Origin of the sequence: Methanoplanus limicola DSM 2279, assembly GCF_000243255.1 — an archaeon.
GTDB lineage: Archaea > Halobacteriota > Methanomicrobia > Methanomicrobiales > Methanomicrobiaceae > Methanoplanus > Methanoplanus limicola.
In genome coordinates this window covers 1273705-1288590 of record NZ_CM001436.1, presented here as the reverse complement: position 1 = coordinate 1288590, position 14886 = coordinate 1273705, and the positions used below count along the sequence as shown (strand labels likewise).

The window sequence follows — 14886 nt, the reverse complement described above, 5'->3', positions numbered from 1 at the left end:
TTCTGATTATTATGAATGATAAATTATCGAGCTTTCTTCCGGTGTACATCAAAGGCATTCTTATGGGTGTCTGTGATATAATTCCGGGTGTATCCGGCGGAACAATGGCCCTCATTACAGGGATTTATGAGAGGCTGATCAGGGCTGTCGGCAATATTGAGCCAGATATTCTGATAACTTTCCTGAAGAGGGACTGGGACGGATTTCTGGAGGAGCTTAAGAGAATTGATCTCTTATTCCTGATTGTTCTTGCTGCCGGAATAGGGACATCTTTTATCCTGATGTCAAATGTAATACTTATTCTTCTGAATGACTATTCGGCAGAGACTTATTCATTCTTTTTAGGTTTAATTGCTGCATCTGCTGTTGTGATCTACGCAGGGTCAGGTCCTGTCTCAGTAAAGACCGTCTCAGGGCTTATAGCCGGAATTTTAATCGGTCTTATTGTATCCGGCCTGAGTGCCTTTGATCCGGGTCATAGTCTGCCTGTTCTGTTCATCACCGGGGCATTTGCGATATGTGCAATGGTTCTTCCGGGAATTTCCGGTGCATACATTACAATGATAATGAATCAGTATGAGTACATGCTCCATGCCATAAAGACACTCTCGGTGATTGATATTGCGGCGTATATGGGCGGTGCTGTTATAGGTATTCTTCTCTTTACAAAAGCGCTTAAATATCTGATAAGCCACTATCATGCTCTCATGCTGGCTGTCCTCACCGGATTTATGCTGGGTTCATCAAGGATGCTGTATGGAAAGATTATGGAGGATGGCGGTTTTGATGGGGGCATTTATCTCTTCCTTCTCCTTGGAATATTTGTCATTGCGCTGATTGAATTTATCAGAAGGCGATGCGGTAGTGGATGTCTTGAAAACTGAACATTTTACCTTTTTTTTAACTGTAATGTCTGGATCCGGCGGAGAATGAATATTTTTTCTGATTCTTTGATCTTCTGACAGTTCAGCCGGAAGTACAGGAATAAGAACCAGGCTTTTATTACAGAAAAGAAGAATTTTTAATTTTCCAGGCGAAAATTTTGCCTGCCTGAACTGACGGCAGTTCACCTGATAAAAGCCGTTTTACCGGATAAATTTAAGTTTACAGGATTTTTCCGGTCTCGTGCTCATATTCTGGTTTATGTTATGGACAGATGTTCTGGTTTATTATCTTACCCGGAACGGTCGTTAATCCCGGGTTTTGATACGGAATACTTTATTTCAGTTCTGGCACAGACTTAAGGTTACTGACGTCTGTTTTTACCTGATTTTAATGGATATTATGTCATATACCTTAATCAGGTTCACTTTCTGGTGCTTTTGGTATTGCAGACTGCCGGCCGGACGGGTCAGGTAATTGTCCGGCGGGCAGTTCTACAATAGTAATATTATAGTCATGTGTTATGAACTTTACTCAATTTTGTATGAATTACGGTTAATGAATTAATTAAACCTATTTACTATAGTGATACTCCAAGCATTAATAGTAAGAACAGGATGAAGTCATATGTACTGTGGGTCACTGCACAGAATGTTGTATTGTAGCGTGTTCTTAAGAGTCCAAAGAGAATTCCGGCGATGAAAACCGTAATTATGCCATCCCAGTTGTACTGAAAGGCGTGTAGGGCGGCAAAGAACATGGCCGAGAGTATTATTCCGTATCTTGGCTGAAGAACTCCCCTGACTGCAATCTCCTCACCAAAGCCTGCTGATACAGACGCTGCGATTATGCCCGGAATTGTGAGGTATGGTGATAGGAGGAATTCAAATTTATCGGTGTCTGTAATATTCCAACCGAAAAAACTCCATATTGCGGTGACTATATCGTCAAGAGCTGTGAAGAGGAGAACCAGAACTGCTCCGGCTGCCAGTGCCGCCAGCACCTGCCTGACCGTTGGCCTTTCAAGCCCGATTCTCTTAAGTACGCCTTTTAGATCTCTCTTCAGGAATAGTCCGGCAGCGGCAAACGATCCTATTGTCATCCATATCAGGCCGTATATGTCAGTTCCCACTGTGCCGGAAAAAAATTCAGGATCTGATACCACTGAACTCAATATAATCTCTGAGAGGAAAGGAGGTTCACCTGTTACTGTTACCGGTATTATCAGAATCAGCACCACTGACAGGACAACTGCAAGCCCGGATGCATGAAGGAATGATTCAGGGTCGATTGGAATGCAGCGGGAGAGGTACCTGCGTAACGGCCTCAGATAACAGAGGCAGGCTATAATAAACCCAAGAAATGAGAGGAGAATTATCTCAAGTGACTGTATGATCTTTCCGGTATCCACAGAGTCCGGTATTGCATTGATATTTCCGGTTGTCAGAAGATTTGCGGGCATTACCCCCATTATACCCACAAATACAGATATGAGGGCTATGCCTGCAATTAATGCGATAACGTACAGTGCTGCCAGAGGTTTTGGTATTTTGCCGGAATCTGCCAGATATGCAAGTACTGCTGCAAGGACAAAGGGTGAGACCTCAAGTGATGCGGTTGCAAAGGCGTTCACCTCACCTCCGGGCCATTGTATCAGTGCAAAGAGGGAGAATACTGCGAAAAAAAGTACAAGTGCTATTACCCCGTTTTTGTCAAAATATTCTTCATTAGTCATTTATTCATCAGTATTGTTATATTATTGTCCTATTGAATCCTTTAATCTCTTTTGGATGAACCAATGTTATTCTTATTTTAGTTATTGAAGGCAAATTAATCAGACGGAGTTATTTAATGTATATTGGCATTGATCACGGTACCTCTGCGATCAGGTTCTCCTCAGGTGAGGATAAATTTAAAATATCCAGAAAGGATGCAGTTAATTTCAGCTATGGTGATTTAAACCGGCTCTGTCCTCTGGAATGTATAGAGGGCATTGCTGTCTGCTACTCGATGGGCGATGCGATTACTGAAATTACCCCGATAAGTAAAGTCAAAAACAGGGGTATTGTCACAAGGGAAGGTGCCGGTGAGCATATCGGCGGCGGGACAAAGGTCTATGACGAGATTGAAAAGAGCGGCATTCCTGCGGTTGTAATTCCCGGCATACACCGTGGTTCGCCAACAGATCCCAGATTTAAGGTATATTCTCACCAGACAAGCCCTGAGAAGATTGGCATTGCCTACCAGGTTTATCAGGACCTCGGCAGTAATTTCATAGTTTCGGATATCAGTTCAAATACAGTCAGTCTTCTTGTGACCGGCGGTCATATCACCGGTGCATTTGATGCCTGCATCTTCGCACCCGGAACAAAGCACGGGGCTATTGATGTTGACGGAATAAGAAAGATTGACAGCGGTGAATGGACTGCAAACGAGGCATTTCTCCATGCCGGCATTGATGAGAATGTTCCTCCTGAATACAGGAGGGATACCCTTGCAATGTTTGCTGCGATGGAATGTGCCTCTCTTAAACTTTTAAACCGTGATGCACCTGTTGCCCTTGCCGGTTCAATGGCAGAAGATGTTTCAGCAATTGTTTCATCCCTGCTGGATGAGGAAGTATTTGTGTATGATGAATGGGCGGCATCAGACGGACTGTCAATGATTGCTTCTGATGTCTTCTCCGGCAAAAAAGAGATTCTTGGTCTTTCAGTCTCTGGTCAGGACTAAATATATAGATCATATCCCTAATATATTTTATTTCGACAGAGTATTTATTTTTGGGCCGTAAATTATTCTCATTGGCAGAATTACAGGTGCAAATCCGTACCTGGATTTCTTCTGCTCCGGGTGTATTTATGGACATTGCATCATTTAACTCTGAATCAATAACCACGGATAATTTTCCGGATGGTAATATGCTGCCATCCGAAGTGGATTCTCTGGCTGGTGTTCTGGAGAGAATCTCTGAAGGCAGAGATTTTAAGGCGCTGGAACTGAGTTTATCCTCAGATCTTTCCTTAAGGCTTTTATCTGCCATTAAACGGGCGTTTGGAAGTTATATAGAGCAGAATAAACTGGGCCGGCTGGCACTGGAAGCGGTTCACAGTAACCCCGTGCCCATGCTTCTATACGATCCCGGCGGGAATATTGTGGACCTTAACCGGGCATTTATTGATATGAGCGGCTATTCTGAAGATAAACTGCGTTCAATGAATATCAGGGACTTTAAAGCTGTCTCAGATGAGGGTGCCGGATTTAAGGCATGCCTTGAGAGAAGGAGTGCGGTCAAATCATACCAGAATGTCTCCCTTCCCACAGGAGAGAAATTTATAGACCAGAGGCTGACTCCGATATCTGGCAGTTCAGGTGAAATAGAGTTTATATTTGGCACTTATATTGATCAGACGAAGATCATATCCCGGTATATCTATACTGACGGCTGTATTGAGAAGATGATCTTTAACCTTGAACTCCTCTCTGCCGGAAGTACGGCTTTTGATTACTCACTCCCTGAAGGCAATGAATATACCGGGAGACTGGAAAAGAAGTTTGCAGGTATGAATGATCAGCTAAGGCTTGCAAAAGGGGAGATTGATCTCCTTTTAGACGACTCTGTTCATCTGACTGAGGCGGCCGTAATGGGAGACCTCTCTTACAGGGTTGATGAGTCAAAACATCCTGGTGATTTTGGGAGGGTTATCAGTGGTATTAACAGGGCACTGGACTATGTTTCGGGTCCGGTCTCAGAGACAGTAAGAGTTGCCAATGCATATTCCTGCAAAAATTTTGGTACCCGTTTTTCTGAAAAGATTGATGTCAGAGGGGATTTTCAGGCTCTTAAGTCTGCCCTGAACTCTGTTGGTGTAGATATCGGTCAGGCAATGAATGAGGTAAACACTGCTGTAAATGAACTGGCTGATTACTCGGCAGGGACATCAGAGAGCATTAAGGAAGTTCAGAAGGCCATAGAAAAAGTTGCGGAGAACACCCAGGAGCTCTCTATGGATTCCGGAAAACAGCTTGATTCGATAGATAATGTTGCAATGGCGGTCACTGATCTCTCAGCGTCCATAGAGGAGATAGCCAGCCAGTCTTACGAGGTTAAAGAGATTGCATCCCGCGTAATAGAGAGTGGAGGAAAAGCCAGAGGGATGGGTGAGGAAGCCTCCGATAAGATGAAGTCTGTTGAATCGGTTGCCAGAGAGAGTGTTGAGAGGATCTCCGGACTTAACGGAAGAATGCATGAGATAAATGATATTGTGAAGCTCATCAATGAAATCTCAGGGCAGACAAATCTTCTGGCTCTGAATGCCGCAATAGAAGCTGCGAGAGCGGGTGAACACGGACGAGGTTTTGCTGTCGTTGCAAGGGAGGTAAAGAGCCTTGCCGGTGAGTCAAAGAAAGCTACGGCTGATATTGAAAAGCTGATCTCTGAGATTCAGAAAGAGTCTGCAGATACGGTTCTCTCAATGAATAATGCATATGAGGAGATTGGGGAGGGAATTGACAGTGTCAGACGGACTCTTGAGGTCCTGAATGAAATTGTCGTCAGTGCTGATCAGGCATCGTACGGCATAATTGAGATCTCAGGGACTACGGAGATTCAGGCACATTCAACAAATAAGGTGATGTCTCTTATGGAGGAGGCGAATGTTTTAACAAAAGAAAATCTTAGCAGAATTGAGGATGTAGCTGCATCCAGTGAGGAGGTGCTGATGTCAGCGGAAGAGATCTCAGAGAGCACTGAGGAGGTTGCGGCAATGTCAGGAGAACTGAATGCCCTGATTCATACGTTCAGATTCCGCTGCTGAATTATGAAATATTCAGGAATTTATTTTTCACTCCTATTCACCACAAAGAGGCCTTATCTGGTAGTATTTTATTTTCTGGCTAATTTATGCTTTTTTCAGTGAGAAGCAGATTTTCAGGCCCTCTTTTTCACTGCCTGATACTCTGTCGGCAGCGTAAATGACTCCTCCGTACCTCTCTTCAATAAGAGTCCTGACTATGTATAAGCCAAGACCTCTGCCTGATTTAAGTTTTTCAGCCCCCTCACCCCTTACTGTTCTCTCAAAACATCTGGCTTTGAGTTTATCCGGCATTCCGGGGCCGTTGTCTTCGATGCAGATAAGTACTTTTTCCCCTTTTGGTTCAGCTGTAATTTTTATTCTGCACTCTTTTTCTTCCGAATATTTTTTTGAGTTCTCTATCAGATTTACAAAAACTTCTGTTAAAAGTTCATCTGCAAGGACTTTGATATCTGTTTTTTCATATTCGGGACTTATGCCGGATATATGGTCCAGAGCTTCATCAATGGTTTTTGAGAGGCTGACCGGTTTTAATGCCTTATTGTAGTCCCTGATCTTTCTTATCATTGAGACATTGTTTATTATCCTTATGCTCTGTTTTACGGCATTTTTTACCTTTCCGGAACATTCCGCTTCAAAACCTTCCGTCTCTTCACTGAGCATTTCAGCATAACCGAGTGCTGCCATATTTGCATTGTTTATGTCATGCGTCATCAGGTCCAGATAGAAGTTGGCTTCCTCATTTGCCTCTTTCAGTTCAGATGTTCTCTTTTCAACGAGATTTTCAAGGTTTTCATTCTGCTCTTTTATTATCTCTTCTGAATTTTTCAGCCGGAATATCATCTCATTGAGGGTTTCAACCATATTTCTGATACTCTTCTCAAGCTGAATGAATTCGCGGCCTCCGTTATTGGCACTTATCTGATGCTTAAGCTCACCTGAGGCAATTATATCAACATCTCTGACAATCGCCCTGACCGGTCGTGTCATAATAACCGATGCCAGGTATATCGAGATTATTATCAGGGTCAGCATAAGCAGAAGCGTAGCAATCTGCGATATCAGTAGGCTTGTAAGATTTCCTTTCAGGATTGAGTCATCATACTCAAAGGCTGCTACAATTGAGATATCTGATGCATATTCCTGATTGTAAAGGTCAATATAGCGATAGTTTACTGTCGTCAGGTTTTTGGAATCCACGTAGGTATAATCACTTTTGGAACTTATGATCCGGCTTACTGTTTCTTCCTCGCCCGGAAATTTATATCCGGAAGTTCCTATTGCATCAGAGAAGACGTCAAAAAATCTGACTCCGATGAGATTTGGGTTGAGTTCCTGAATTTTCCCTGCGGTATCACCATATTTTAAATAACTTCTTGCATCGTTCTCTTCAATATCATATGAGATCTCAAGAATTTCTGTATGGTCCGGTGATGGCATGTAACCATATTTTTTTGTGACTGAATTGTCCAGAATGCTTGTTACAACCCTGTCTCCATGATATGAATCACTGTTTCTGATATTGTCAAGGTAATCAGAGAAAAATTTTATTTTACCTAAATCCAGCCCTAAATCCGGTTTAAATGTAGTTTTGGTGATGACATTGCTCTCATTGAATATATACAGGTTATACCGTTCACCAAGCCGGTATTTTATATCAATGAGGTCACTGTCAGACAGTTCTCCGCCGGATGAACTGTACTCTGCCAGGTATATTTCAAATGCAGATTTCAGTTTTCCATCAAGACTTCGGTCATAGATCTCAAGGCCTTTGTTTATGACATATGTCAGTTCTATCATGCTGCTTTCGGTATTTTTCTGGAGCTGAATGCTGTTCTCAGTAAGTTCGTCCGAAAGCTGAGTATAATGTAATAATGAAAGGGAGATTACAAAGGGCACTATAATAACAATGCAGAGCAGCAGGATATATGTTGAATATGAATGGCTACCTATGCCTGTCATCTTCTTTATACTCATATCATTTCCTGTCCGATACCTCTTTTCCCCGGAATAAAATTATTCAGAATTATTTTATTGTATTATAATTTTTCCTGATTCAATAAAAGTATGTCTGTCTGTAAATTGACTGCATTGCGATATCTGCTATGCATTCTGATCGCACTACAAGGTCTTAGGCAGACTTTCCTGAGAATTCGTGAAAGTTTTGTTAGACTACAATCCGGACCATTATTTCAGCCGGATGTCTGGTAAAAGTCCGGTTCTGTTATCGGTGTCAGAAAAAAAGAATATAATTTAAAATTTATTTTGATTGGGTTTTGGCTGATGTTATTACATCATGGGAGGCATGCCGCCCATTCCACCCATTCCGCCGCCCATTGCAGCCATCTCTTCAGGGCTTGGTCCGCCTGAGCCTGATGATGCAATGACGTCATCAATGCGAAGGATCATTACTGCTGCTTCTGCTGCTGATGCAATTGCCTGTGTCTTTACGCGCAGTGGCTCGATTACACCTGCTGCAAGCATGTCTTCCGGCTTTGCATCGAATACATTGAGACCAGTTGTTTTGTTTCCTGCCTCGTGCTCTGAGCGGAGTTCTACAAGCATGTCGATTGGGTCAAGTCCTGCATTCTCTGCAAGTGTGCGTGGGATGATCTCAAGAGCTGTTGCGAATGCTTCGATTGCAAGCTGTGAGCGTCCTTCCTGTGATGCTGCGTATTCACGGAGTCTGAGTGAAAGTTCAACTTCAGGTGCACCGCCGCCTGCGACAAACTTTCCGTCTTCGACTGCAACTGATACAACGCGGAGTGCGTCTTCAAGTGCACGGTCAAGTTCATCTACTACGTGCTCTGTACCGCCACGGACGATGAGTGTGCATGACTTTGGATTCTCACAGTCTGTGACAAAGATCATATCTTCGCCGCCGACCTTCTTCTCCTCTACCATTCCTGCCTTTCCAAGTTCACCTGTATCAATTGCGTCAATTGATGAGATGACTGAAGCGCCTGTTGCACGTGCAAGTTTTGTTAAGTCTGACTTCTTTACACGGCGTACTGCAAGGATTCCTGCCTTTGCAAGGTAGTGCTGTGCGATGTCGTCAATTCCTTTCTGGCAGACGAGGACATTTGCGCCTGATTCGATGATCTTGTTGACGAGGCCTTTGATCATCTTCTCTTCTTCATCAAGGAACATCTGGAGCTGGTCCGGTGATGTGATTGAGATCTCTGCATCAACTTCGGTCTTTTTGTACTCTACCGCAGCGTTGAGGAGAAGGATCTTTGCTGCCTCTACCTTCTTTGGCATAGCAGGGTGTACACGCTCTTTGTCGATTACAACACCTTCGATAATCTCGGAGTCCTCAATTGTGCCGCCGACCTTCTTCTCGACCTTTACAAAGTCTGTGTCAACTGTGCCGTCCTCATCAGCGATCATTGTGATTGCCTTTACGACGAGCTCATTGAGTTTATCCTTTGCTGCTTCTGCACCTTTGCCGGTCATTGCTGTGTCGGCAATCTTTTTGAGCATCTCGATGTCATCTGCTTTAATCTCGATTGCCATCTCTTTTAGCAGTGCCTGTGCTTTGTCTGCTGCAAGGCGGTAACCGTGTGCAATTACTGTTGGGTGGACATCCTGTTCGAGGAGATCTTCTGCACGCTTTAAAAGTTCGCCTGCAACGACAACTGCTGTTGTTGTACCGTCTCCGACTTCATCGTCCTGTGTCTTTGCAACTTCGACCATCATCTTTGCGGCCGGGTGCTCGATATCCATCTCTTTGAGGATTGTGACACCATCGTTTGTGATTACTACATCACCGATTGTGTCAACGAGCATCTTGTCCATGCCTTTTGGTCCGAGTGTTGTCCTTACTGCGCCTGCAACTGCCTTTGCTGCTGCAATGTTTCCGCTCTGTGCGTCGCGACCGCGTGTGCGGGTGCTTCCTTCTTTAAGAATAAAGATTGGCTGACCACCAAGATTTGCTACCATAGTATAATCACCTATATTATTTCCTAAAAATGTGGTTAGTGGTTCTATATATACTTTACTGGTGGTCGATCATCTCAATGAAGTCGGTTCCGGAACTCAGGTCTGAGAGTTCTGATTCGCCAATAATCAGTGTTTTGCCTATCTTTTTCTTCTTTTTATAATCGGTAAGGACGCACACCGCCTTTGAATCTGTGATGTCAGATATATTTCCTATGAGGGCAGCGCGCCTGATTGTTTTCTGAGTTGTCCCGTATCCGGTGAGGACGGTCTCCTTCTCAAATACAACCAGCGCCTCAAAAGGTGCTCTCTGCATAATGTGGGTTTCAAGTCCGAGCCTCTCGAAGTCTGCCGGAATTTTCTCGTTTGAAGTTTTTTCCTTCTGTCTGGTCTCGGGTGTTTTATGCGAGAGGAGATCTATTGCCTCAACAATTGCACTGTCAAACATCTCCTCAAGTTTAATGGCTATATCGAGCGTTGTACTCATACCGCCTTCATATTTGGATATCGTCCGCCTTGAGACACCCAGTATGGCTGCAAGGTCGCCCAGGGAGAGGTTTTGATCTTCACGCAGATTTCTTAGTCTGTTTCCGTTGATATTTACATAAAGGCCGCCTGGCTGGGCATAGACCAGGGGTGGAACCTCATCAACAAAAAAATCATAGAGGGTTGTTGCACTTGTGGCGATGATGCCATATCTGAGATAAACGGCGCCTCTTTCAAGGTCAGAATCTCTGGCCTTTTCACCAACTATTATTGGTTTACCTCTGAGGTGTGTTGCAATAATATGAAGATCGCTTGCACTATCCTCACCTACACTGTCTATATGAGGCACGACCTTTATTACGAGAATATTCTCTCTCTTTCTTGCGATAAGATCAAAGCTTCTGGGGCGTATGCCACATCTCTCCGAGATATTGTAGCCCGCCATAAGAAGGATACTGATTACAGTCTGAAGCAGTCTCTCATGCGTCATTGCACTATACAGTTTGATTAGTATCCGGAGGATATATATTAATACTGTATTTGCCATGATATTCAGACTCGGACTTGATGATACTGATTCTCCTGACGGGATGTGTACAACTTATCTCGCCTCAGTAATCTCTGATAAGCTCATAAGTGAAGGTATAGCTGTTAATGAAATGCTTCTTCTCAGGCTAAATCCCAATGTGAAATTTAAGACAAGGGGCAATGCTGCTGCCTGCCTGATATGCGTGGGGGATATGGATTCAGCCTTTGATACAGCCTGTGTACTGGTTGAGAGATATTCAGATTTTGACTGTGAAAATACAAATCCCGGTGTTGTTGTAGTTGCAGAGGATGCAAGACCTGATTCCGGGTTCTATCTCCGGGCGCTCAGGGACTTCTGTACAATTGACGAAGCTGTCAGGCTTCTGGACAGTATTCCGGACGGGAAAGTGAGGTACAGGGGATGGAAGAATAAAAGAGGTCTGATCGGTGCTGCCGCGTCAGTTTCAGCAGAACCTGACGACTGCACATATGAGCTTCTTGTGTACAGGAACCCGGAAGATAAGGGTCTGCGGTATGTTGACAGGGAGAGTCTCTTTGAGGCCGAGGAAAAGACATATCCCCATACCTGGGATTCGGTTGATATGGTCAATAACGCAGTTGTGTGTGTGCCGCATACTCCTGACCCTGTGCTTTACGGAATCAGGGGCGAGTCTCCGGAATGGGTGAGGAGGGCTGATTCATATATTATATCCCAGGTCCCTGAGAGAAGATCGGTTTTCAGGACAAACCAGGGCACTGATGCACATCTCACAGATGCAGATGCCGGTAGCATTGAGGATGGAAAGTCCTACAGGGTTCCCGGCAGAGTCCTCTCAGTTCCGGAATCAGGGCATGGCGGGCATGTCTCCTTTATGCTTGAGGGAATGGGTGGCTCTCCGGTCAGGTGTATGGCGTACGAGCCGACAAAGAATTTCAGAAACACTGTCCGGGCGCTTATCCCGGGAGACCTGATCATTGTATGCGGCAGTTATAAGGGTGGCAGCATAAACCTTGAGAAGATTCAGGTCATGGAAACTGCGGTGCTGACTGAGGAAAAGCCTCCGGTATGCGTATGCGGGAAGAGGATGACAAGCGCAGGTTCAGGCAAGGGGTATAAATGCCGGAGATGTTCGGGGAAGAGTATGGTACCCGAAATTTCGGACCTTAAAAGAGATCTCAGTCCGGGGTGGTACGAAGTTCCGCCGGTTGCCAGGAGGCATCTGTCAAAACCTCTTGTCCGGGATATTGTTAAGATTTCAGAATTAAATCATACTAATTTTTGAGGGAAATATGTTTATTTTTGTAGCTTCTGTCATGTTAATTTCAATTTCAGCATTTCCATACATATATTATTTATTTGGGATGAAATTTGGAAAAAAAACTCGCCCTGTGAAATTATTGAAGGAATTTCCTGAAATATCTATAATTATTTCTGCATACAATGAGGAGAAAATTATTTCAGAAAGAATTGATAATCTGGCAGAAAGCGGATATCCCAAAGATAAGTTTGAACTTATTTTCATAGATGATCATTCTGATGATAACACCAGAATTCTTGCAGAATCTAAACTAAATAGTTCTGGAGTAAATTACAAAATATTTTCAAATGCTGAAAGAAAGGGAACAAACAAGTCATATAATTTTGCTTTGACTAAAACCAGAAACAATATTATTGTTACAACTGACGCAAATAAATTTTTTGAAAAAAATACCCTGGAAATTTTAATCTCACGCTTGGTTTCTGATGATTCTATTGCGGCGGTATGTGCTGATGTCAGACCTTTTGAAGAGTCCAAAATTGAGAAACTGGGGGGAATGGAGAATATATACAGAAATTTTTATGGAAGAATGTGTGACTGGGAGTCTGCGAATGACTCAACATATAACTTCAATGGTGCTCTGGTTGCCTTTAAAAAGGAAATAATATCTTCAATAAAGGAAAACAGAGGTGCAGATGACGCAAATACTGCTTTTGAAGCAATAAGGAACGGGTACAGAGCCGTCTATGTCATTGAGTCAGTAATATATGAAAAAATACCATCCGGAATAAATAAACAGTACAGGCAGAAAGTTCGTAGGGCAAAGAGACTTATTGAGGCAACATTATTCAATCTGGACTTACTTAAAGAGAAGAGGACCTTCTCGAGAAGATTCTATCCTTTTAGAATAATGATGTATGTTTTGTCTCCGGCATTTTTCCTTGTTGGTTTAGCCTTGTTTATACTATCAGTGTTATTTTATAATGTTCTAGCCGGGGCGATAATTATTGTTTTATTCATACTTTTCATCAGGTTGAATGGGTCCTCATTTATCTCTTCATTCACACTGAATCAGATATATCTGCTGGCAGGGTTATTTAAAATTAATGAGAATATGACTTTGTGGGAAAGTACTTCTGTCTAAGTTATTCGGTTGGCAGGGAAAAATTTTCTAAGCCACAATTCAGTACATACTATTCTCCAGATTTCTGAAGAATACTCTTTTTTACCGTCAATAAAATCACAATAGTCTGAACAGACCATTTCAGAATTCCAGTATTTCCTTGAAGCAAATGAATCAGACCTCATTACTTCAAGGATATTTTCCTTTAATTCTTCTTTCATCCAGACTTCTTCGGGGGTGGAAAAGCCTTTTTTATCCATCCTGCACCTGATCTCTTCAGGGATAATTCCTTTAACTGATTTTCGGAGGATATATTTTGTAATTCCGTTTCTGATCTTCTTATCAGCAGGCAGTTTATTGACATATTCAATTATCCGGTAATCTAAAAAAGGCACTCTGGCTTCAACTGAGAAAGCCATTGACATCCTGTCTTCCCAGTGAAGCAGGTATGGCAGATTGGCACTTGTCAGGTCTGTCAAAAGGGCTTCATTCAGATTACCCTGATATCTGACCAGTGGTTCTTCATATCCGTTTATCAGGTCTCTTCTGTCTTTACGGACAAAGAATTGCTTCAATGCGTATTTTAGGAATCCTGAATGGTATTTTAACATCCCTGCCAGTTCTTTGCAGGCTTTAAGATAATATCTATTATGGATAAGGCTGGAGATATGACTGTATAAATAAGCAATATAACCTGCAAATATCTCATCTGCCCCCTGTCCGTCAAGTACAACTTTTACATTTTTTGATAAATATCTCATTATGCAGTACTGTGAGTAAAGAGTAAGCTGCATGAATGGTTCATCATTTGAATATATCAGGTGATCAAGATCGTTCCATAAATCTTTGGGGTTTGGGCTGATATAGTGGGCATTTACATCCGTAGAATTGACAACGATTTTGATATAGTCACTTTCATCAAACTTTTTTTCATTGAAAACTGCTGAAAAAGTCTTCTGCTTTGGGGCATCAGGGTTATTTTCTTTAAGTATTTTATTGATTAGTACTGTAATTGTTGATGAATCAAGCCCGCCGCTCAGGCATGTCCCTGTCGGGACATCACTTCTCAGATGTAGTCTTGTTGAGTCTTTTAACAGCTCAAATAATTTTTCTGCGTCTTTTTTATCTGTTTTATCGTTGGATATTATATCATTGCTTTTTCCGGGAGAATAATATTTTGTTATTTCAGGTTGGCTGTTCATATGTATTTTCATGAAATGGCCAGCCGGCAACTGTAGAACTCCTTCAAACATGGTTTCATTTGTATGATCTGAGAGACCCCATTTAAGGAAATTTATTACCTGCCTGTCATTTGGCTTTTTACCGACATCCGGGCAGCAGCAGAGTGCTTTTATCTCTGAGGCGAATATGAAATTGTTATTTTTTACTGTATAATATAATGGTTTGATTCCATATCTGTCACGCGCACAAAATAGTTCTTTTTTATTTTTATCCCATATTGAAAAAGCCCACATACCGTTAAATCTTAAGAGGCATTCCGGTCCCCATTCTTCATAACTGTGGATAATTACTTCACTATCAGTTCTGGATCTGAAAATATGGCCTTTTTCTATGAGTTCTGTTCGTATCTCCTGGAAATTATATATTTCACCATTGAATGTCATCCAGAGTGTTTCATCTTCATTTGTCATTGGCTGTCGCCCTTCATCTGAGAGATCAATTATTGAAAGGCGGCGGTGTGCAAGTCCGATCTCGTTTTCGATGAAGATACCCGAATCGTCCGGACCTCTGTGCGACAGGGTTTCTGACATTAGCATTAATTGGTTTTTATTGATATTTTCTCCTGATAAGTTATAATGTCCTGCAATCCCACACATTGTAATAGATATTTTTTATT

Annotated in this window: 10 protein-coding genes; 5 read left to right on the top strand and 5 right to left on the bottom strand. The window is 42.6% G+C overall.

The window, feature by feature from the left end; genetic code table 11:
* Positions 1–11 precede the first annotated feature (11 nt).
* On the top strand, positions 12–884 hold the full coding sequence (locus METLIM_RS06215) for a DUF368 domain-containing protein (RefSeq protein ID WP_004077087.1): 873 nt from the start codon (positions 12–14) through the stop codon (positions 882–884).
* 578 nt (positions 885–1462) lie between these two features.
* Here the strand turns inward: METLIM_RS06215 and METLIM_RS06210 are convergent.
* Entirely contained in the window at positions 1463–2617 is a 1155-nt protein-coding gene (locus METLIM_RS06210; protein WP_004077086.1) for a CPBP family intramembrane glutamic endopeptidase, read from the bottom strand.
* A 116-nt stretch (positions 2618–2733) separates the two neighbouring features.
* Between METLIM_RS06210 and METLIM_RS06205 the strand changes: the two genes are divergently transcribed.
* Positions 2734–3612 carry a methanogenesis marker 12 protein gene (locus tag METLIM_RS06205; RefSeq protein WP_004077085.1) on the top strand — a complete coding sequence of 293 codons (879 nt, stop codon included), beginning with the start codon at positions 2734–2736 and terminating at the stop codon, positions 3610–3612.
* Between the two features lie 128 nt (positions 3613–3740).
* Entirely contained in the window at positions 3741–5696 is a 1956-nt protein-coding gene (locus METLIM_RS06200) for a methyl-accepting chemotaxis protein (RefSeq protein ID WP_004077084.1), read from the top strand.
* An 84-nt stretch (positions 5697–5780) separates the two neighbouring features.
* Here METLIM_RS06200 and METLIM_RS15475 read toward each other — a convergent pair whose 3' ends face one another.
* The 3 genes from METLIM_RS15475 to METLIM_RS06185 form a co-directional block, all read right to left on the bottom strand.
* The gene (locus METLIM_RS15475; RefSeq protein ID WP_004077083.1) at positions 5781–7670 is read right to left on the bottom strand and encodes a HAMP domain-containing sensor histidine kinase; all 1890 of its coding nucleotides are present in this window, start codon (positions 7668–7670) and stop codon (positions 5781–5783) included.
* 312 nt (positions 7671–7982) lie between these two features.
* Entirely contained in the window at positions 7983–9635 is a 1653-nt protein-coding gene (thsA, locus tag METLIM_RS06190) for a thermosome subunit alpha (RefSeq protein WP_004077082.1), read from the bottom strand.
* A gap of 55 nt (positions 9636–9690) precedes the next feature.
* Positions 9691–10608, bottom strand: a complete 918-nt coding sequence (locus METLIM_RS06185) for a transcriptional regulator (protein WP_004077081.1) — start codon at positions 10606–10608, stop codon at positions 9691–9693.
* A gap of 55 nt (positions 10609–10663) precedes the next feature.
* On the opposite strand from METLIM_RS06185, the gene METLIM_RS06180 reads away from it, so the two are divergent.
* Together METLIM_RS06180 and METLIM_RS06175 are read left to right on the top strand one after the other, a co-directional pair.
* A complete protein-coding gene (locus METLIM_RS06180; RefSeq protein ID WP_004077080.1) occupies positions 10664–11929 on the top strand; it encodes a tRNA(Ile)(2)-agmatinylcytidine synthase in 1266 nt (421 codons plus the stop codon).
* Positions 11930–11936: 7 nt separating this feature from the next.
* On the top strand, positions 11937–13049 hold the full coding sequence (locus METLIM_RS06175; RefSeq protein WP_004077079.1) for a glycosyltransferase: 1113 nt from the start codon (positions 11937–11939) through the stop codon (positions 13047–13049).
* Here the strand turns inward: METLIM_RS06175 and asnB are convergent.
* Positions 13046–14866: an asparagine synthase (glutamine-hydrolyzing) gene (asnB, locus tag METLIM_RS06170; protein ID WP_004077078.1), complete on the bottom strand. Its 1821-nt coding sequence runs from the start codon at positions 14864–14866 to the stop codon at positions 13046–13048. The two genes, METLIM_RS06175 and asnB, sit on opposite strands and share 4 nt — an antisense overlap.
* Positions 14867–14886: the final 20 nt, after the last annotated feature.